Source organism: Haliscomenobacter sp. (assembly GCF_033763495.1).
In the GTDB taxonomy this organism is placed as follows: Bacteria; Bacteroidota; Bacteroidia; order Chitinophagales; family Saprospiraceae; genus Haliscomenobacter.
This window is the reverse complement of the sequence record NZ_JANRKL010000146.1, coordinates 1-19,704: the sequence shown is the minus strand read 5'-3', so window position 1 is coordinate 19,704 and position 19,704 is coordinate 1. Positions and strand designations below refer to the sequence as shown.

Sequence of the window (19,704 nt, the reverse complement as noted above, 5' to 3'; positions counted from 1 at the left end):
CTATTGGATTGGCTCGGGAGAGCAGGCCGAAAAACAATACAGCGAAGCGAATCGCCTGGCCAATCTGGGCAAATCTGCCGTAAGTGCCGCGGGCAAACTGGGCTACCTCGCTGGCCCCTACGGTGCCCTGGCCTCCCTGGCGCTGGATGGTGTGAGTTATTTCACCGTACCTCGTGGCGGCAACAACATCAAGTACCGCGTGATGAACAAAGACGCCAAAGTCCTTGACCAAGGGGACGGCCCCGCCGCCTATGCCCGCCACAACACTTACACTCAAGGTACCCTGACCTTTGAAATGGCAAATGACAATTACATCGAAGCGATTGATGCCCGGGTGCGGATCATCGCAGTGGCATTGGTGAAAACGTATCGGCAGGAGGAGTATCTGGAGGAAAAGGAAGTGCCGGTGGCACGGAAGTTTGAGGTGAAGGTGAGTAAGGTGCCGGTGTTGGGGAAGTGAGTGAGAATAAAATGGTACATGGGTGATAGTACTTTCGAAGGACATGGTCTGCTTAGGTGCTCTGTATCTTTACGCTGATTGGAACTCTATTATCGTAGATCTGTTGACAGGTGAGATAGGACAAATTGCCCCCAACACATTTCTTTATTAACCGTAAAGATTGATAACCATGAAAGTAGGCGAGCAAATACAAGTATACGTGAAAACCTTTCCCGGCGGAGAATGGCTTTTTGAATTTGAGCCATTGCAAGCTAAGGTCGAAAACCTACAACCGCTGATCTGTACCATTACTGAAGGGCCAGACGAAGAGTCTGAGGCGGAGTTTTCTTCGGGGAGTAAAATATATGTTTTGAAAGACGAAAGGCTTGGCTTTATTGGGGCTTTTCAGCTCAAATGATTTCAATCGCTTCGCGATTAGATTAAGGCTTTTTTGAGTTCCGAGTTACGAGTACATGACCTTTGAGTTTTGAAGTAAGCTACCGCAGCGACTTAGGCCAAGGTTATGTCTAAGTCGCTGCGGTAGCTCACTTCAAAAATCGTAAGTCATGTATTCGGAACTCTTATCTCAAAAAAAATTAATTGCTTGATAATCAACTTGCCTCAAGTCCATCAATTCTTCACCCCCTGATACAACTCATTGAACAAAAACTTAAACGTCTTCTGCGTTTGCGCCCTAAACGTAATTTCGGGCCCAAAAGCATACAATTTACCTGCACCTACCTTGGCCACAAAAGCCGCCACCCCATTGCGCAAATAGCCCTGGCCCCAGGCCCAACCACTACGCAAGGTTTTAGCAGAATCAAACCAGGCAATCGGCGTTACCATTCCTTTGGAAAGCGCTTCTGGTGCAACGTGGAATACCGGACTGCTTTGGAAAAACACATCAGCCTCCGTACCTACACCCCAAGCTGCTGGCTGCGCTGCATCTATTTTTACCCGCATTACGCTGCCGGGGATATAAAATTTTTCGCCAGGTAAAGTCTGTTCTTTACCACCCACCACTTCAACCAAAGCATTGCGCACGGGCAACTTCAAATGGTACGCCAGACTGGTGCTGCTGCCAATGGTGACGATATTGCCGCCAGCCTCCAAAAATGCTTTGAGCGATGGAATGGATTTATCTGCCGTGATTCTGCCGTAGTGATCCCGGAACTCTGCCGGGATGTTGGCTGGAATGGTGTCTCGCGAGGTGCTTTTGGAAATGGTGGCAGGGATTGCTCCACCCACAAACACAATCACATCGTATTTCTGCTTCAGGTTGCCCGCATCAATTTCCTGGGCAAAAATGCGCTTGAAGGGAAAATGGTATTGTTCCATCAGCCAGCGCACCCAGCCAGAGGGCATGGAACCCCCATATACATCCCACAAGGCGATGCGCAAGGGGGCAACTTTTTCCAAACCCGTCGGTTGTTTGGCCACCGCGTTGATCTGCAAATTGAGATCAGCAGCAGCCTTTTCCAACCTTGCTTCAGGCTTGCTTGTGGCCGGAACAAAAAATGAACCTTGGGCGATGTTGTCGTTACTGGCATTCGTAACGCGATGTACCACCACGCCTGCTTGTAAAAGGTCATTTACGGCAATAAAGGAATTATTGGAACGGGCATCCAGGATGTATCCGGCTACAGTGCTGGCTTTTTGCAAACTCCCTTTTGGCGCTTGGATCGCACCATACGGAACCGCCTCAAAAGGTCCAGTAAATCCATTCAGGATGCGGTCGAATTTAAAACCCATGGTGAAAGCGGGCGTCCAACCTGCCGCGTCATAAGGGCGAACGGGCGGACCACCGGGATACAAAAAGTCATTGGGGTGGTCTTGTGGTTCAAACATATCCAACACATGCGGGCGGAAGGCCTGGTTGGTCAAAACCACGTAGGAACCAGCAGGGTATTTTTTGCCTTCTACCGTAAATTCAGCGGTGGCCCGGTGTACTTTAATCCCTGATTCAATCAAGGCATTCAGGAATTTGACCGCCACTGCGAAATCGGGTTGATCCGCTGGAATGATGTAGCCCCGGGCATCCCGCAGCGTGGAATCTTTGAACACCAAATCGTAGTATTTAACCGGAGTAGTTGGCCTTGCCCCGAAGCCAAAGTTTTCCTCATTTGTCGCATTGTTGGTGTTGTTGTTTCGGGCAGGTTCTTTTTTGGCAGCATTCGCCACTGAATCGACGAGGCTGGGCGACAGTGTCCAGTTGTCGCGGCTGCCGCGCTCAATGGAGTTTTTCCCCATCAGGTAAATGTTGTACAGGAGGTGTTCGCTGTTGCGCGCAGCATGATCCAATACCGCGTAATTCAGGGACACGGAGTAATCGATCGACTGCTTGTACAACCATTTTTGGGGCGTAACTGGAAATGGGGTGGCGGCGTTGGGTAAAAGCCGCTCGGGTACCAAAGGTACACTCGCCGGAGTGGGATTACCAATGATTTCGGTCAAGATACCCACGACGTTGTGAAAATAAGCGGTGGTGCGCAAGCCCCCATTCCACCAGGTGGAAAAAACCGAGCCGTTGCGTTGGGTGTACCCGGGCTTTCCTTCGGCATTCAGGCGATTGATCATCGCTGCGCCCACGGCGTCTAGGCTGGTCACTACAATTGGATCGTATACATAATTGAACGGATCTCGATAAGGCGGCCCTGCCACCACGGATCCGGGAGGGCCAGTCTGGTGGTGATTGTACAAAATCTGCGGGAGCCATTCGACATACAACTGGCGACTGATGTTTTTTGACTCGCTCATGTTGTTCATGAAAAAGTCGCGGTTGTTGTCGTGCCCAATGTATTTTTCATACAATCTGGGCAATTGAGACAGGGATCTTTTCAGGGTATCCGGTTCGCGCATGTACCAGTTGGACACCAGTTCCTGTCCGTCGGGGTTGGCGTGTACAAAAAGGATGATCACCTTGTCCAGCAGGCGCAGGGTTTCGGGGTCTTTTCTACTTACGGTTTGCCAGATGGATTCGATCAATTGGTGGGTGCCTACCGTTTCGGTGGCGTGCAAACCGCCGTCAATCCAGACCACCGCCTTGCCTTCATCGGCCAGACGCCTAGCCTCCGCGGGGCTAAGGTTTTCTGCTCTGGCCAGCTTTTGGGAAATACTTTTGTACTTCTCCAGGTTTTTGATGTTCTCCGGCGAAGAGACGATCATCATGTACTGGGTACGGCCTTCTTCGGTTTTGCCGATGTCCACCAGCTTGGTCCGGTCGGAAGCGGCAGCAATTTTTTTGAAATAGGCTTCGGTTTGGGTGTAATTGGCGAGCCGGTAATTGTCGCCGATGTTGAATCCGAAGTGTTCTTTGGGCGAGGGTATACTTTGCCCAAAAGATCGGATTGCGAATAGGGCAAGGATCAAAAATAGAGTAGTGGTACGCATGAATTTGAAGGGTAAATGAACAGATGTGGAAAGATAATTCAAATCCTGAAAATGTGTGTGGAGGGACAGGGAGATTGTGGGGAGTTGACCAAATGGCGACGTTAGGGGTTCTCAAATCTGAAATAGAACAAACTAATAACTCAAAAGTAACCTGAAAAAGAATAGCCTCGCAATTCATTGAATCACGAGGCTATTTGATTTAATCTCGCAGAGAGGAAGGGATTCGAACCCTCGATACCTTGCGGTATATACGCTTTCCAGGCGTACCTCTTCAACCACTCGAGCACCTCTCTGTATGTGCTTGCAATTAAAGTGGGGCAAATTTACGGTCTTCCCCGCGTACTGACAACAAAAACACAGATTTTTTTACAAAGTTCCAAAAAGCTGCAAGGCGTTTTGGGTCGTGATCTCGGCTACTTCGTTCACACTCACCCCTTTGACCTCGGCCAGTTTTTCCGCCACCTTCAGTACATAACTGCTTTCATTGCGTTTGCCTCGGAATGGAGTGGGAGCTAGGTAGGGCGCATCGGTTTCCAAAACCAGGTGTTGCAGCGCTATTTCACTCAGCACTGCATCCAGTCCCGATTTTTTAAAAGTCAAAACTCCGCCGATGCCCAGCAAAAAGCCCATGTCGATGGCAGCTTCCGCTTGTGGTATCGAGCCTGAGAAACAATGGAAAATGCCCCGCAGTCGTGCATGGCGCACAGGTTGCAAGAGATCCAAAATCATATCCATCGACTCGCGGGAGTGGATCACGATGGGTAGATCGTATTGTTTGGCCCACTCCACCTGGGTCAAAAAGGCCTCCTCTTGTTCTTTGACGTGGGTTTTGTCCCAGTACAAATCGATGCCAATTTCTCCGATGGCCGGGAAACTGCGTTTTTCCAACCAGGATTTGACCAGTGCCAACTCCTCCTGGTAGTTCTCCTTAACGTAACAAGGGTGCAGGCCCATCATGGCCAGGCATTGCCCGGGATATTGCGCTTCCAGGGCCAGCATACCTTCAATCGAAGTGCTGTCGATATTGGGCAAATACATCCGCGTGAGGCCCGCCTCCAATGCGCGTTGAATCATTTCCGCACGGTCGTCGTTGAATTCTTCGGAATAGAGGTGGGCGTGGGTATCGATGAGTTGCATGTGTTTTTTTATTTCGGGCGCAAAGGTAAAAGAAATCAGAAATTCTGGGTCAAACTATAGATTCCACAGAATTGATGACTCATAAGTTGCGGAATGTGGGTAAAAAACCATAGATTCCGCAACTTATCCCTGATCCAGCTAAAACTTACCCCCCAATCGATTCACAAATGTAATCCGGGATAATCCCCGTAGAGCGGATATTCATTTCCATCTCAGTGGCGCTGGTATTACCGCTGAGCACCAGTGCGGTTTTGATGCCAAACTTATTGCCGCCCAGGATATCCGTATGCAGGGTATCACCCACCATCAGGATGTCCTCCTTATTGTATTCACTGTAGCGATTGATGTCTTCAAAAGCGAAGTTGAACATCTGGGTATCGGGCTTGCCGAAGTGGATAAAACGTTTGTTGATGATGCTTTCCACCAGTTTGGCGATGCCACCGGTGGCGATGGAAACATCGTTGTGGGAAACCGGGTACAGGTTATCTGAGTTCGCTACGATGATGGGCATGTTTTTTTTGCGGATGAGGTTGACTGTGCGATTGATGTCAAAATTCCAGTCGAAGCCCTCATCATCCAAAAAGACCATGGCTTTGATGTCATCGAGGTCGTGTTTGTCCAGGTCGGCGATGGCCACACTCTCCAGATTGGCCTGCATGATGTAGTGGGCGGCGTTGGCAGTGCCCAGATAAGCCACTTTACCCCCTTTAATTTTGAGTTGCAGGTATTGTTTGGCCATCATGCCCGAAGTGATGATTTTATCAGCAGGGATGCCTCGCAACCCTTGTCGGATAAAAGATTCAGCTTGTTGCTCCTGGCTGCGGGAGGCATCATTGGTAAGGATGCGAAATTCGATACCCCGGGCCTGAATAAAGTCCAGGGTTTCCTGCACCCCTTCGATGAGCCCCCGGTAGTTTTTGATTACCCCATAAGAATCCAAAAAAACGGCCTTGAAGCCAGACACCACTTCCAAAAACGAATCCATTCTTTCCATACCACCTTACAATTTTAAAGCCTTGAGTAACTTGTCGGGATCGAAGCCTTTTTCAATGGAGGGAAAATGCACTTCGAAAGCCTCTTTCTGCAATTTGGTTGAGTAGTTTTGGGCAAAAAAGTACGTGCCGTAATCGACAACATAATGCAACAAAAAGAAGCGGTAGACCTCTTTCAGGCTGCGGATTTCGGTTTCGGTCAGGGGGTAATGGGCGTGGTACGACTTCAGAAACAGCAAAAAACGCTCTTCCATCAGTGGCCCAATGTTGTAGGAAAAAACCGTACGATCACCTACATCGGAGGCGACCCGACTGAAAAAATAAAAGTCCAACATGCGATTGCTGATGCGGAACCAGTCGTAATCCCAGCGCGAAAATAATCGAAAAGTGGAACTTACCGAAAAATTGCCAATGTTCCAGTCTACAAAAACGGGGATCCGATCCAGGCGGTGCAGGCGCAATTGGTCTTCGTTTTCGTAAAACAATTCACACTGGCGTTTGATTTCATCTTTGTCAACATGGGACCCAAGTCGGCTGTTTTTTCTTCCTACTACCTCCATCAGATGATCCACATCGGTGTGCAAAGTTTTGGAAGAACCAGGCAAGGTATTGCGAATGCTATGGCAGGCTTTGTGAAATTGAGCGAACTCTTTACCCAGTCTGGTTATGTGTTCTTCGTCCAAGCGCCTGGGCAGGCGGGTCTTGATCCGTACTGCACGGTAAAAAACTACCCATACATCAATATCTTCATGGATGTAGCGATGGACAAAAAGACTCGTACCCTTAATGAGCGAACGCGCCAGCAGGTTTTCAAAAGGTGCGGGCAGGTTATTGGCCAATACGTTGATGATGCGGTGGTCCTCCACAAAATGCTCGTAACGCCCAAAGTAGGACAACTTGGCAATGACAAAACTTTTGTCCGTAAACGTGACCTTGTAAACATGGTTGGTAGAGACCCTGGCACTGATGTCGGTGGTGGATTCAATTTGGCGTGAGGGGTCGTAAGCGGTCCAGGCGTAGCGGATAATGGCGTGGTAATCGGGCTGCATGAATTGAAGTTGAGGAGTTGAGGAGTTGAGGAGTTGAGAGTTGCTGCCGTCAAAAGCGCTGCGGTAGCCTAAACTTCTCAACCCCTCAACTCCTCAACATTTAAATAATCTCGAAGTACCGCTTTAGTTCCCATTGGGTTACCGCCTGGCTGAACTGCCGCCATTCCCATTCGCGGGTACGGATGAAATGGTCGCAAAATTCAGCGCCAAACAATTCAGCCGCCAAGGTAGAACTTTTCATCAAATCCACCGCCTCGTACAATGAAGTAGGCAAGGGTGGATTGCTCGTATTGTCGTAGGCACTGCCACGCACGGGGTCGGGCAGCGTCAGGCGATTTTTGATGCCGTAGAGGCCCGCCGCCAAACAAGCCGACATGGCCAGATAAGGATTGGAATCAGCGCCCGGTACCCGAGTTTCCAGGCGCATCGACTTGGGCCCGTGGTTGATCACCCGCAGGGCTGTGGTCCGGTTTTCAATGCCCCAGGAAGCACTCACCGAAGCCCAGGAGCCTTTCACCAAACGTTTGTAACTATTCACATTGGGCACAAACATGGGCAAAATGTAAGGCAAACAATGCAATTGACCCGCCACGTAGTGTTGCATCAATTCGCTCATCTTTTCAGGGGCGTCAGTCTGGTAAAAGAGGTTCTGCTTTTGTTCCGGGTCCCACAAACTCTGGTGGATGTGCCCGCCGCAGCCCGGCAATTCTTCACTCCATTTGGCCATGAAGGAAGCCATGATGCCGTGGCGGTAGGCAATTTCTTTGACCCCGGTTTTGAAGAGGGTAGCCCGATCAGCCGACTCCAGAATATCGTCAAAAATGATGGCGGCTTCGTATACCCCCGGCCCGGTTTCGGTATGCAGACCTTCGAGCGGAATGCCAAAGGCTTGTAAGTCATCAAAAAGCTGGTGGTAAAATTGAGGATTGACCGATGGCCGCAAAATGGAATACCCAAACATGCCCGGTGTGAGTGGAGTAGGGGAGTGGTAGTCTTTGTCGTGCCAACTCTGGGGTGTTTCTTTAAAATTGAACCACTCAAACTCTTGCGCAAACATCGGTGTGTACCCCAAATCCAGACATTCCTGCCGAATCCGCCGCAATAAACTGCGGGGGCAAGCAGCGCGCACTCCCGGTTCGGCCTGACTGAAATCCCCCAAAAAAAATGGAATGTTGTCTTCCCAGGGCACGTAGCGGAGGGTATTTAAATCGACATTACAAATGGCATCGGGATAGCCGGTATGCCAGCCGCTGGCGCGGGTATTGTCGTAACAAACATCATTGGAGTCCCAGCCAAAAACCACGTTGCAAAAGCCCATGCCTTCGTCCAGGCCTTTCAAAAACTTGCTGCGGTGCAGGATTTTACCCCGCAGGATGCCATCGATGTCGACGATGGCGTATTTTACTTTGTCAGTGGGGAGGGCGTTAAGGGTACTGGCAATGTCCTTACTGGTCATGGAACTGGATTTGAAGGCAAAATAAAAAAAAGTCTGGAATCAAATCTTACCAACGCGTTTGGTTGATTATGTGTTGTAAAAGTACCATCTTGTAGCACAAACCCGTAAAGGATGTCGTTTTTTCTACTCGATTTTCCGGTGCTGCTGTTTAAACGTGTCCCGCTACACGCAGTGTTGGAAGCCTTGTCTTATTTTGTGGGGTTTCGTTTTTTTGTTTACCTGCGGGGCAAACAAGGGGACAACATCGCGCAATCCAATCGCCTCTGGATCTTGATCGGCGCTACTTTTGGCGCTTTGTTGGGTTCCCGCATTTTGGGTTTATTGGAGGCAGGGCCCCAATTGTTTACGGTGCAAAAGCCCCTGGAGGTTTGGCTACTGGCTTTGTTTTCCAGCAAAACCATCGTAGGTGGTTTATTGGGCGGCCTGTTTGGCGTGGAAGGCATTAAAAAAATCATTGGGGAAAAAAGCTCTTCGGGCGATCTGTTCACTTACCCTTTGATTTTGGCCATGATGATTGGGCGTTTTGGCTGTTTTTCGATGGGGGTGTTCGAGCCTACCTACGGTGTGGAAACCACCTTTTTTACCGGAATGGATTTGGGCGATGGCTTGCGGCGACATCCGGTGGCCTTGTACGAAGTGCTTTACCTGGGGCTGTTTTGGATCGTCATGTACAACTTTGAACGGGTGTACCCTCTGGCATCTGGTGCGCGTTTCAAAATTTTTATGCTGGATTATCTGTGCTTCCGCTTTTTACTGGATTTCATCAAACCCGTGGAGCTTTGGCCCTGGGGATTGAGTGCCATTCAAACGGCGGCCTTGTTGGGCTGGCTGTATTATTGGCGATATTTGATTCAACCGAAACGATTATTGCTCTCGTAGAGACGCAAGATCTTGCGTCTCTACATAGAAAACAAAATAACCCATATGCCCATTAGCCGCTACACCTATTACGACTACACCATCAGCCTTTGCCCGGAATGCCTGCGCCGCATCGACGCCAAAATTGTATTTGAAGACGGCCAGGTCATCATGCGCAAAACCTGCCCGGAGCACGGGTTTTTTAAGGTGAAAATTGCCGACGACATTGAATACTATAAAAACATCCGCAACTACAACAAAGCTTCGGAATACCCCCGGCGTTTCAATACGCCAGTGGAGCACGGTTGCCCTTTCGATTGTGGTTTGTGTACCGACCACGAGCAACATTCCTGTTTGACCATCGTGGAAGTGACCGACCGCTGCAACCTCTCCTGCCCGACCTGTTATGCCGAGAGTGGGCCGCAGCAAGGCCGACATCGCAGTTTGGCCGAAATTGAAGCCATGCTCGACCTGATTGTGGCCAACGAAGGCGAACCCGACGTGGTGCAAATCAGCGGCGGGGAACCGACCTTACATCCCGACTTTTTTGCCATTCTGGATTTGGCCAAAGCCCGACCTATTCGCCATGTGATGGTCAATACCAATGGCATTCGCATTGCGCGAGATCGGGAGTTCGCCCAACGGCTGGCGAGTTATCAGCCCGATTTTGAAATCTATTTGCAATTCGATAGCCTGGAAGCGGCCCCACTGGTGCATTTGCGGGGGCTAGACTTGCGCGAGGTGCGCGAAAATGCCTTGAAACACCTCAACGAGTTCAACTTGTCAACCACCCTGGTGGTAACCTTGCAAAAAAACATCAACGACCAGGAGATTGGCCCCATCATCGAGTATGCCTTAAAGCAGCCCTGTGTGCGGGGGGTGACCTTCCAACCTACTCAAATCGCGGGCCGCGTGGAGCAGTTTGACCCCGCCAAAGACCGCATGACCATGACCGAGGTGCGGAGGGCCATCGTGGAACAAACCGAATTGTTTACACCCGCAGACCTGATTCCGGTGCCCTGCAACCCCGATGCTTTGATCATGGGTTACGCCCTGAAACTGAATGGGGAGGTTTTCCCGCTAACCCGCCTGATCGACCCCAGTTATTTGTTGGACAACTCGCGGAATACCATTGTGTACGAGCAGGATTCGGGTTTGCACGAGCAGGTGATCCAGTTGTTCAGCACCGGAAACAATGTGGATGTGGCGGAGGAAAAACTACAATCGATCATGTGCTGCCTGCCCGATATTTATGCGCCAGGACTGAGTTATGGCAACCTCTTTCGGATCATCGTGATGCGCTTCATCGATGCCTGGGATTTTGATGTGCGGGCCATCAAGAAGTCTTGTGTACACATCGTACACCCCGACTTGCAACGGATCATTCCTTTTGAAACGATGAACTTGTTTTATCGGGGCAAGGAGCGATTGGAACAATTGGATACGCTGATTGAGTTGCCGATGTATAAGGGTTGAATCAATTAAAATGTAAGAACAATGAAAAAGACCAATCAAATCATTACCATTCATTTGGGCGTACTGGTGTTGTATACACTATTCTTTGCGATTTTAGTGAACGCCTCTGGCTCGGGAAGTGACCCCTATAAATGGCTGGGATTTATGTTGCTGCAAGCCATTATGATGATAGGGCATGGAGCTACGATCATTGTTTTGGCCTTTACTCAACCAAAAGACAAACCGGAATATGCCAAAGCCCATTGGTTAAGTCTTCTGTTTCTGGTTTTGCTGGGGGGATCTTTTTGTTTTGCTTTGCCGGGGGTGTTTGCTTGAATTACGTTTACTAAACTTCAAAAGTTTAGTAAACGTAATTCTGCAGTCCTATTTCTTCCCTTCCATCACCTCATCATACGCCGCATTTAGGCTCCTTTCAATGCCTGTACCTTTAAACTCCTCTGCGCCGGGAATAAGTTGTGGTTTTGAAGCGATCAATTGCTCTTTGGTTTTACCTGCCTTGACCTCCTTTTTCACAAACTTCAAGAGTTTGGAGAGGTAGTTTTGCATGACCGCAAATTCTTTCACCGTTCCGGTAAGCGCCAAACCATCGGCGGCGTGGCCAAAAATATAGAGGGTGTCTTTGTCAAAATTTTTCTTAGCCTTATCCAGCGCTACAATCCAGTTGGCGATCGAGGCACCTGCCCCTTTGTCAATATTGGGAAAACGCCGATTGAACATCAAATCCCCACAGTGTACCACGTTGGCGTTTTCAAAATGCACGAATGAATCCCCATTGGTGTGCCCCGGGCCGTAGTAATGCAGGCTGATGGTTTCACTGCCTACTTTTTGTGACCATTTGGAGTCGTAGGTGGTATCGGGATACAGCTGTTTGTCTTCGGTTTTGGCACCAATGGCTACTCGTTCCTGATTGGCTTTGGAGTTTTTGTGGGCCACCACTTTATTCACGATGTCTTTAAAAACAATATTGCCCCCGGAGTGGTCGCCATGGTGGTGGGTATTGACCAACAGATCAACCCGACGTTGGCTTTGTTTGCGGATTTCTTCAACCAAATGGGTAGCGGTATCCGGGAATTGGGTGTCTACTACCACCAAACCTTCCTTATCAATCATCCAGGCGATGGTGCCACCCCTTTCGGTGAAGATGCCTACGTTGTTGCGCAGAAGTTTCATTTCGCCAGCAGGGGCCAGGAGTTGTTGCAGCCAGGCCGCAGGTAGCAAAGTGGAGCCAATGGCAAAAGTAGAAGTTTGTAAAAACTGACGACGGTGGAGTGGTGACATGGTGAAGACGATTTAAAAGGTGAAAGTCTTTGAACGAAGATAATAAACGGAAATGAAAGATCCAGGAGTTTATTTCAAGACCTTCAAGCTCATCCCCTCACTCGCCAAGGTCGACTGCAACTCCCCATACCTCAACCCAAACACCATCTCCAACTCCCCCGGAAACTTCACCGGAACACGGTATCTCACCTCCAGCACGTAATCCTTGCCTGGTAGCCAGGTACTCAAGGCTTGGGTCGGGATACCGTACTCCTCCCACAAATACTGCCCATCGCGGTGATAAGCCAGCCCCAGGCGCAACTTAAAAGTGCCCCGATTGGGATCAACCACAAAAGGGTAGGGGTTGTGCAGTTTTAGTTGCACCTGAATGCTGTCACCGGCTTTGGCTTTTTGGGGCGCTTTGAGCACTTTCAGGGTGATTTTTTCAGCCACCTGAAAATCTTCCAGTACCGCGCCCAGCATGGTTTTTTTACCCAGTTTCAGGGTGTCACAAGCAGCGCAATAGGTCTTTTGATCCAGCACCAGGTATACCTTTTTGCCTTGCAACTCCACTTCATCATCCCAGAGGTCGTACTGGCTTTTGCGGTATTGGGCGGTGGTGAGTTCGTAGGTTTTTTGCTGGGTGTAAAAATGATAGAGGGCCGGATTGCGGTAGGTGTTGTGAAAAACTACCGGAAGTTGGTCCACTTTGGATTGCAGGGCGCTGATCCAGGATTGATTGTCGAACTGTTTGCCCAGGGGGGGCAAAAGCAAGAGTAGCGCTACCCTTGCCAAGAGGATCAGTGCGGCAGAGCTAAACCCTAGAATCAGCAATGTTTTAGAATTAAAGCCCTTGTGTTTTTCCCAGGCAAACAAAAGCAACACCAGGGGAATGGACAAAATCGCCGTCCACTGTGGTTCCACATGGCCTTTGCTGGTGCTCCAAAGAAAAAAGAGCCAAAAACCAGCCAGAACCCAGCGGAAACTGCGCTGCAATGCATCCTGAACAGGCGATTTGATCAAAGCCAGGACGATATAAGGCAACAGTAAGGGTGAAAAAATCACCAGCTGATTGAGCAAATAATTCAGGGTATATTTCAACTCATACACATCGTCCCGCCCTTTGAGGTGATAGCGGAAGGAAGGAAAATCGTGGCTGTACTGCCAGTACAAATGCGGTACAAACAACAGCGCCCCCATCAAACCCGCCGCATAAAACCAGGGTTGCCGAAACAAACGCAAATTGGACAATACCGTAAAAAAGATCAACAATATGCCGTGGTACTTGCTGTACAACAAAGCAGCCATGATGATGGCCCATAGCAAGGCATTCGCAAAGCCTGGGCGATCCAAAAAACGCAGATAGCCCCAGAAAAACAAGGCCGAAAACAACATCAAAGGTGCATCGGCCGTGGCGATGAAGCCGTAAAGGTGCAAAAAAGGCATGGCCACCAACAGTGCAATCAGGAGATGGAGTGGCCGACCCGATTGAGGCCGCTCTGCCAAATCCCAAATCACCACAAAGGCCAGTGCATTAGCCAGTACGATAAAAAAGCGCAGCCCCAGTGTGCCTGGGAACAACCAGGTGCCCAGTTTGATCAGCAAAGCCGCCGCAGGTGGATGGTCAAAATAACCCCAGTCCAACTGTTGTGCGTAGACCCAATAGTAAGCCTCGTCCGGGTCGAGTTGGGTGAAACCTGCCTGCAACAAATTGAGTAGCACCCAGCAGAATAAGAACAATGGAAAAGGAAAGGACAGGACTGATTTGGACATGGGTTATTATTTCACTTTATTGATATCCACCAAATCCCCCAGTTCTTCCCAACTGAGCACAAATTCGGTGGGGCCAACGGCGTAAGCAGCAATTTCATAAGAGTTGTAAAAGAACCAGATGCCTTCCCCAGATAGCCCGATGTTTTCTGGCAACTGGAATTTTCCATCCCAAAAGAAACCTTCTTCGTTGAGGCTGGCATTGGGGGCCAGGCCATGGGTTTCGCGGAATTTTTTCTCCGCCAATTGCACCAATTTTCGCTGGTCTTTTATCAAGTTTTTAATGGAAATGGCCTTGCCAGTTTTGGTATCGTAATTCAATAAGGTTACGGTGGTATTGGGGTGGGCACCTCCCGTGTAGGAGTAGGTGCTCAGCTCGATGGAAACCAACTTGGGTGATTCGAAGGTCACGATCCCGTACGTTTCGATGTTCCAGGGCGTGATGAAAGGATCGGAGTTGTCTTCTTCGGCGCGGGTTTTTGCCTCGGCGGTGTATTCGTTGTAATCCTGGATGAAACGATTGCCGAGGTCATCCAAAGAAGCCACATTGCCCATGTCTTCAGGGGCCAGACTCGTTTTGATGTAGTGCAAAATCGAGTCGTTGATTTTTTGAAAAACGGCAGCTGGTTCCCGGAATTGGGGGAAGTCAATTTCAATGATGGCGCATTCGTTGGAGTCGGTTCGGCAGCCGTCCGAAGCTTTTTTAAAGCGTTGTTGCTCCTTGTGGTAGCTAAAGGCGGGTTCTTCGGGGGGCGCTTTTTCTTCCACCTTTGGGGACTGACAATTGGAAAGGGAAACAAGTAGTGCTGCAACGATGGCAATCGATGAATATGTTGATTTGAACATCATGGTTCTGGTTAATTCGCGGCAAAATTCACCAATAAAGTACAAAAAGTGTGAGGGAAATGCAATTATTTTCGCAAAAATTCAGAGCTTAACTCATTGTTTCAACCTAACACCCTTTTATGCCCAATTGGTTCATCATTGCCAATCCTGCTGCTGGTGGAGGCCTGGTTCAGAAAAGCTGGCCCAGCATCGAAGCCGAACTCCAAAAACTGAACATTCAATACGTTTCCAATTTTACCATAGGCCCGGGTCATGCCATTACCATGGTACAGGAAGCCCTGACTGCTGGTTACCGCCACATCATTGCGATTGGAGGCGATGGCACCAATCATGAGGTAGTCAATGGCCTGATGCTGCAACAAACGGTACCCGCCACCGAAGTCCATTACGGGTTGTTGCCCATTGGAACGGGCAATGACTGGGCGCGGACTTACGGCATCCCGGGCAATTGGCGGGAATGGTTGCCCCAATTGTTTTCCGCGCCTTCCCGCTTGCAGGATGTTGGTTTGGCGACCTATTGGTTGGGGGGGCAAAAACTGGAGCGTTTTTTTACCAACATCGCGGGTTTGTGTTACGATGCCTTTGTAGTCAAAACCATGTTGGAAAACCAGATAAAAACCAACAATCGTTTCGTTTACCTGAGTTGGATCATGCGTTGCTTGTTCCGTTTTACACCGCCAAAATGCAAGGTTCATTTCAATGGGCAGAGCGTTGAAAAAGCCTGCTACACCGTCAATGTTGGCATTTGTAAATATTCCGGAGGGGGCATGCAGTTTGTGCCCCAGGCGGTTCCAGACGATGGTTTATTGGGCCTCACGATTGCGGGTAAACTCAGTAAATTGGGGGTGATTCTGGCCACGCCCAAGTTTTATGCGGGTAACATTGGAGAACATCCCAAGGTGGATTTGTATCAAACCAAAGAAGTGACCGTGGAAGCTGCCGGAACCGATCCGGTATATGTGGAAGCGGATGGAGAATTTTTGGGGGAATGCCCGGGGGAGTTCAAGGTGTTGGCGGGGGCGATTAGGATTATTGCGCCGCTTTAGCTTAGGTGCCCTTTAAGTGCCTTAGGTTTCTTAGGTGGTGAAAAAATGTCATAGCTGCTTTTTTTTCACCACCTAAGAAACCTAAGGCACTTAAGATTCACCTAAGGAAGGAATTACAAAGTTGTAAATTTCTCCTTCGGCACCGTACTCATTACTTCAATGTTGGTCAACAGCCGATTTCCACCCCGATCACCCGAAAGCATAATTTTCCCCTGTTTCTGGTAGTTGTTCCAGGGCGTTGACATACCAGGCTTTTCATCCGAAGCTTTGCGGAAGTGCTGCCAGTGCGCCACCAGGTGGGTGCTTTTATCCACATATACCAGGTAGCGGTTTTCGGGCGTTCGGCCTACATTCTCAAAGGTCAGTTCCAATACCTCTGAAGCCACTCCGGCCTCGGTGGGCATTTCTCCTTTGTACTTCAGGGTCACGCCGGAATCTTTCAATTTAAAAGGCATCACCAACCAATAGGAGTCGTTGATCCAGATTGACTTGGCTACCCCAGCATATTTTTTGATGGAGTCTGCCTGGGTCATTACCGTACCCTTGTGTTTGATTTGCCCCGTTTCTTTGTTCAAATCCACAATGTAGGTGCTGTTGTCGCCCGGAATGTCGATGCGCACCCGGCCTGCTTTTTTGTCCCACAATAAGGTTCTCCGTCCAAAAAAATTCCAGGTGATGTAACGCGTGGCATCCCAGGCTTTACGGCCGCCCATGGCGTCCATCACCTGATCGGCAATGGCAATGGCTTTGGCATCCGAGCCCGCTGCATTGAATCCTTTGGCAGGCGGGTTTTGAGCAAAAATGCTCAGGGGTAGGAGTAATAAGGCAATACCCCAGGTGATTTTTGATGACATCTGAATAATGATTTGCTGTAAAACGGATGGAAGGACAAGAAGGTTGAGAAGTTGAGGAAGTTGAGGCTACCGCGAGCAACTTAGACAAGGACAATGTCAAAATCGCTCGCGGTAGCCTCAACTTCTCAACTGCTCAACCTCTCAACTCAACTATGCAGGGTTGTTCCCTTTATTCAAAAAATCCTGATAAGCTTTTAATTCCTCCCAGCGACCATCGGCGGCGAGGCCCGCCTGACGCGGCCAGGTAAAGGGTCTGGCCAGTCGGAAATTGTCGCCACCAGAGCCCAGAATTTCATAGAGGCGTGAAACAAGAGTTTTGGACAAGTCATCCCAGGTATTGATGCCTTCTGCTTTGAGCAACTCTTCAATTTTTGGACCAATACCTTCCACAATTTTGAGGTCTTCCGGATTGTTGCTGAACCCAAGGACTTTCAGCGCCATGTCTTCAGCCTTGGAAGCGGAATCAAAATCCCCCGTGGTTTCTTTACCCCCGTCCAGGAAGCGTTGGTATTCGATCAAAGCAGCCCATTGCCCTTCAGCAGCCAGTTTGGCTTGTTGTGGCCAGGAGCTTGGATCCATCATCCTGTAGGCAGAACCCGCTGCTTCCAAAATTGGTTTGATTTCATCAGGGGATTTGCTGGCCAGATCAGCCCAACTGGAGACCCCATTGTTGGCCAACAATTCAGCTACTTTTGGCCCAATCCCTTCGATGATCTGCAGGTTGTCTGAGCCAAATACTGCCGCGTAATTGATGCCTGCCTCACGGTTGGCAGCGCGGGCAGATCCCAGCTTTTCAGCCATGCGGTCGATTTTGGCCGGGTTGTCTCCATCGCCTACGTTGCTGCGGCCGGCATCCAGGGTGTTTTGCAAACTGGCCAGCGTATCCCAGTCGCTCATTGCGGCCAACTGTGCCTGACGGGGCCAGGAATCAGGGTTCATCATGCTCAGCCCGGCACCAGCAAGAATGGCCTTGAGCTCATCAGAGGATTTTCCTTCCAGATCTGTCCAGGACCGGACACCGTTTTCATGCAGCAAAGCTTCCACTTTTGGCCCGATGCCTTCGATGATTTGTAGGTTGTTGTCCAGGAAATAACGGTCGTATACGCTGCGTGGAGAAGCCGCACTACGCAATTCTACCACACTTGCGGCCATTCTTTCAACCTTTGATTGGTTGACAAAATCTCCCGCAGTTTCGCGACCACCACCCAGGAAGCGCTGGTATTCGATCAAATCATCCCATTTGCCTTCATTGGCCAATTGGGCTTGTTGTGGCCAGGTGTCGGGATTCATCATACTCAGGCCAGCGGCGGCAAGAATAACACGTAAGTCATCCGGTGATTTGGCCGCCAGATCCCCCCAGGTTTGAATACCGGCATTTTCCAAAACTACTTCCACTTTTGGGCCGATGCCTTCTACAATTTGTAAGTTGTCGTTAGCAAACAAAGCCACATAACCACTGGGGTCGGGCCCAGCAGAAGGTATAAAGGTGGCTGCAGCTCCAATCCCTGCAGCAGCGGTAGCCATTTCAATTCCAGGCAGAATTGGTGGTTGAGCTACAGCCGTCATAGCAGCAAGGTTGGCATTGGTGACTTCCAGTTTGGCTTTCAAACCTGCCACTTCAGCTTCGGCATGCATGGTCTTTTTGTGCCAGGTATCATTTTCCTTTTGGCATTCTTCCAACTTGTAACGCAGGTCGAACATTTCTTTTTCCAAATCGCTGGCGTGGTGCACGGCTTGATCGCGTTCTGCCGCCAGGCCTCCACCTGCAACTACAGCAGTAGAACTATCACTGGTTTTACGTTTGCCGCTCAGCAGCGAGCCAAGCAACCAGCCCAGCAGGAAAGGTAGGATGCAGGCCAACAAAAGCGGCAGCCAGCAATCCATTGAAGTGAGATTAAACAATAAAATATGGATCAACATGATGGATTATTTTATTAGACTTTGGCTAAAGTCTATTGGTTTTCGGATTGTTTTTTGATCAAACGCACCTCAACACGGCGGTTGTTGTGGCTGTTTTCTTCACTGGTATTTGGTGCAACGGGCAAACTTTCCCCCTTGGAAGCGGTGCTGATCAAGTCGGCCTTGACGCCCAATTTCACCAAAAGATCCCGAATCTGACGGGCGCGGTTGGCCCCCAGGCGCAGGTTGTAATCGGGTTCACCTTTGTTGTCGGTATGCCCGGTTAACTCGATGCGTTCACCCGTTTTGGCAACTCGTTTGGCCAAGGTTTGTAAGTAGGCATCCACTTTTGGATCGTAATCCTTTTCGGTAGAGTTGAATGGGAATCGAATGATGGCCCCATCGGCTACTTCTTCCACCGTTTCAGGGATGACCTCTTCTTTGGGCAGCCACTTGAATTCCGAGGCGGCCAACCAGGCACTTTGTTCAGATGGAGCAGCATCGTTCAACAAACGCCCCCGCAAACGAATCCGTTCTTCGGGAATATCTTTAAAGTACGCGTCGCGAATCGCAGTGGCCCGCGCCAGGCCCATGGTTTCGAATCCGGCCGGAGCCGTTTCACCTTCGTAGAACAAGCCGATGATTTCGAGGATGCTATCATCGTTGTTGTCCGCCATGACTGCTGCCAACAGAGAGTCGAAACCCGGACCTTTGGTCGGATTCATATCGCCATACTTGAACTGGATGGGATATTGCCTCAGCGTGTCGGCATTGTCAAGAATACCTGAAACAGCTTGATTTGTACCACAGGCTTCACAAATTTGACGAGAGCAAAATTGAAGTAAACCAAAAAAGTACAGGACCAAAACTGCCAGGATCAATAAAATCCGAGTAGTTGTCGACATAAGAAAATTTGGGTTTTTGAGGACATTGAAGAATTTATGCTTAAATATAGCGAATTAGTCGTTCAAAGTTCAGGATTCGGACAATAAATTAACCAAGAATATATGGTGGCTTAAACTTGGCAAATTCTGGCCCTCAAAATTTTATTTTCCACTTTACTCCTTCGAGCTTTTTCGTATCTTTGCTACCCGTTTTAATCAATTGAATTATGCTTGAAAGTTTAAGTGAACGTTTGGAAGGTGCCTTAAAGGTGCTCAAGGGTGAAAACAAATTAACGGAGATCAACGTAGCTGCATCCATCAAGGAGATTCGTCGTGCCTTGGTTGACGCTG

Annotated in this window: 18 protein-coding genes and 1 tRNA gene; 7 read left to right on the top strand and 12 right to left on the bottom strand. The window is 49.4% G+C overall.

All coding sequences use genetic code 11. The features are described 5' to 3' along the window. Positions 1 to 460: hypothetical protein (locus SFV55_RS14890; protein WP_320030310.1), on the top strand; the 460-nt coding region annotated here is incomplete at its 5' end. A gap of 169 nt (positions 461 to 629) precedes the next feature. After that, positions 630 to 857 (top strand): hypothetical protein, encoded by a 228-nt coding sequence (locus SFV55_RS14885; protein WP_320030309.1) that lies wholly within the window; start codon positions 630 to 632, stop codon positions 855 to 857. A 212-nt stretch (positions 858 to 1,069) separates the two neighbouring features. Here SFV55_RS14885 and SFV55_RS14880 read toward each other — a convergent pair whose 3' ends face one another. The 6 genes from SFV55_RS14880 to SFV55_RS14855 form a co-directional block, all read right to left on the bottom strand. Then, complete coding sequence (locus SFV55_RS14880) at positions 1,070 to 3,829, bottom strand: M14 family metallopeptidase (RefSeq protein ID WP_320030308.1); 2,760 nt, start codon at positions 3,827 to 3,829, stop codon at positions 1,070 to 1,072. 208 nt (positions 3,830 to 4,037) lie between these two features. Continuing rightward, positions 4,038 to 4,122, bottom strand: a tRNA-Ser gene (locus SFV55_RS14875). Between the two features lie 73 nt (positions 4,123 to 4,195). Further along, complete coding sequence (locus tag SFV55_RS14870) at positions 4,196 to 4,966, bottom strand: TatD family hydrolase (protein WP_320030307.1); 771 nt, start codon at positions 4,964 to 4,966, stop codon at positions 4,196 to 4,198. A 145-nt stretch (positions 4,967 to 5,111) separates the two neighbouring features. Beyond that, positions 5,112 to 5,960 (bottom strand): HAD-IIA family hydrolase, encoded by an 849-nt coding sequence (locus SFV55_RS14865; protein WP_320030306.1) that lies wholly within the window; start codon positions 5,958 to 5,960, stop codon positions 5,112 to 5,114. A gap of 6 nt (positions 5,961 to 5,966) precedes the next feature. After that, positions 5,967 to 7,007 carry a hypothetical protein gene (locus SFV55_RS14860; protein ID WP_320030305.1) on the bottom strand — a complete coding sequence of 347 codons (1,041 nt, stop codon included), beginning with the start codon at positions 7,005 to 7,007 and terminating at the stop codon, positions 5,967 to 5,969. A 100-nt stretch (positions 7,008 to 7,107) separates the two neighbouring features. Then, positions 7,108 to 8,463, bottom strand: coding sequence for a glutamine synthetase (locus tag SFV55_RS14855; RefSeq protein WP_320030304.1), 1,356 nt, complete (start codon positions 8,461 to 8,463; stop codon positions 7,108 to 7,110). 111 nt (positions 8,464 to 8,574) lie between these two features. Here SFV55_RS14855 and SFV55_RS14850 point away from each other — a divergent pair, with 111 nt between their 5' ends. From SFV55_RS14850 to SFV55_RS14840, 3 genes are read left to right on the top strand one after another with little or no spacing between them, the layout of a single operon-like run. Further along, positions 8,575 to 9,342 (top strand): prolipoprotein diacylglyceryl transferase family protein, encoded by a 768-nt coding sequence (locus SFV55_RS14850; protein WP_320030303.1) that lies wholly within the window; start codon positions 8,575 to 8,577, stop codon positions 9,340 to 9,342. Positions 9,343 to 9,387: 45 nt separating this feature from the next. Continuing rightward, positions 9,388 to 10,797 carry a radical SAM protein gene (locus SFV55_RS14845; RefSeq protein WP_320030302.1) on the top strand — a complete coding sequence of 470 codons (1,410 nt, stop codon included), beginning with the start codon at positions 9,388 to 9,390 and terminating at the stop codon, positions 10,795 to 10,797. Positions 10,798 to 10,818: 21 nt separating this feature from the next. Beyond that, positions 10,819 to 11,112, top strand: coding sequence for a hypothetical protein (locus tag SFV55_RS14840; RefSeq protein ID WP_320030301.1), 294 nt, complete (start codon positions 10,819 to 10,821; stop codon positions 11,110 to 11,112). Between the two features lie 48 nt (positions 11,113 to 11,160). Here SFV55_RS14840 and SFV55_RS14835 read toward each other — a convergent pair whose 3' ends face one another. The 3 genes from SFV55_RS14835 to SFV55_RS14825 form a co-directional block, all read right to left on the bottom strand. Further along, positions 11,161 to 12,075, bottom strand: a complete 915-nt coding sequence (locus SFV55_RS14835; protein ID WP_320030300.1) for an MBL fold metallo-hydrolase — start codon at positions 12,073 to 12,075, stop codon at positions 11,161 to 11,163. A gap of 69 nt (positions 12,076 to 12,144) precedes the next feature. After that, entirely contained in the window at positions 12,145 to 13,827 is a 1,683-nt protein-coding gene (locus tag SFV55_RS14830) for a glycosyltransferase family 39 protein (protein ID WP_320030299.1), read from the bottom strand. 6 nt (positions 13,828 to 13,833) lie between these two features. Then, positions 13,834 to 14,670, bottom strand: coding sequence for a DUF3298 and DUF4163 domain-containing protein (locus SFV55_RS14825; protein WP_320030298.1), 837 nt, complete (start codon positions 14,668 to 14,670; stop codon positions 13,834 to 13,836). Positions 14,671 to 14,789: 119 nt separating this feature from the next. Here SFV55_RS14825 and SFV55_RS14820 point away from each other — a divergent pair, with 119 nt between their 5' ends. Further along, entirely contained in the window at positions 14,790 to 15,716 is a 927-nt protein-coding gene (locus tag SFV55_RS14820) for a diacylglycerol kinase family lipid kinase (RefSeq protein WP_320030297.1), read from the top strand. 113 nt (positions 15,717 to 15,829) lie between these two features. Here the strand turns inward: SFV55_RS14820 and SFV55_RS14815 are convergent, their stop codons facing one another. From SFV55_RS14815 to SFV55_RS14805, 3 genes are all read right to left on the bottom strand, one after another. After that, a complete protein-coding gene (locus tag SFV55_RS14815; protein WP_320030296.1) occupies positions 15,830 to 16,570 on the bottom strand; it encodes a hypothetical protein in 741 nt (246 codons plus the stop codon). Between the two features lie 150 nt (positions 16,571 to 16,720). Beyond that, a complete protein-coding gene (locus SFV55_RS14810; RefSeq protein ID WP_320030295.1) occupies positions 16,721 to 18,490 on the bottom strand; it encodes a helix-hairpin-helix domain-containing protein in 1,770 nt (589 codons plus the stop codon). A gap of 32 nt (positions 18,491 to 18,522) precedes the next feature. After that, the gene (locus tag SFV55_RS14805; protein ID WP_320030294.1) at positions 18,523 to 19,374 is read right to left on the bottom strand and encodes an OmpA family protein; all 852 of its coding nucleotides are present in this window, start codon (positions 19,372 to 19,374) and stop codon (positions 18,523 to 18,525) included. Positions 19,375 to 19,580: 206 nt separating this feature from the next. Here SFV55_RS14805 and SFV55_RS14800 point away from each other — a divergent pair. Further along, positions 19,581 to 19,704, top strand: a 124-nt coding sequence (locus SFV55_RS14800; RefSeq protein WP_320030311.1) for a signal recognition particle receptor subunit alpha, incomplete at its 3' end; no start/stop codon positions are given.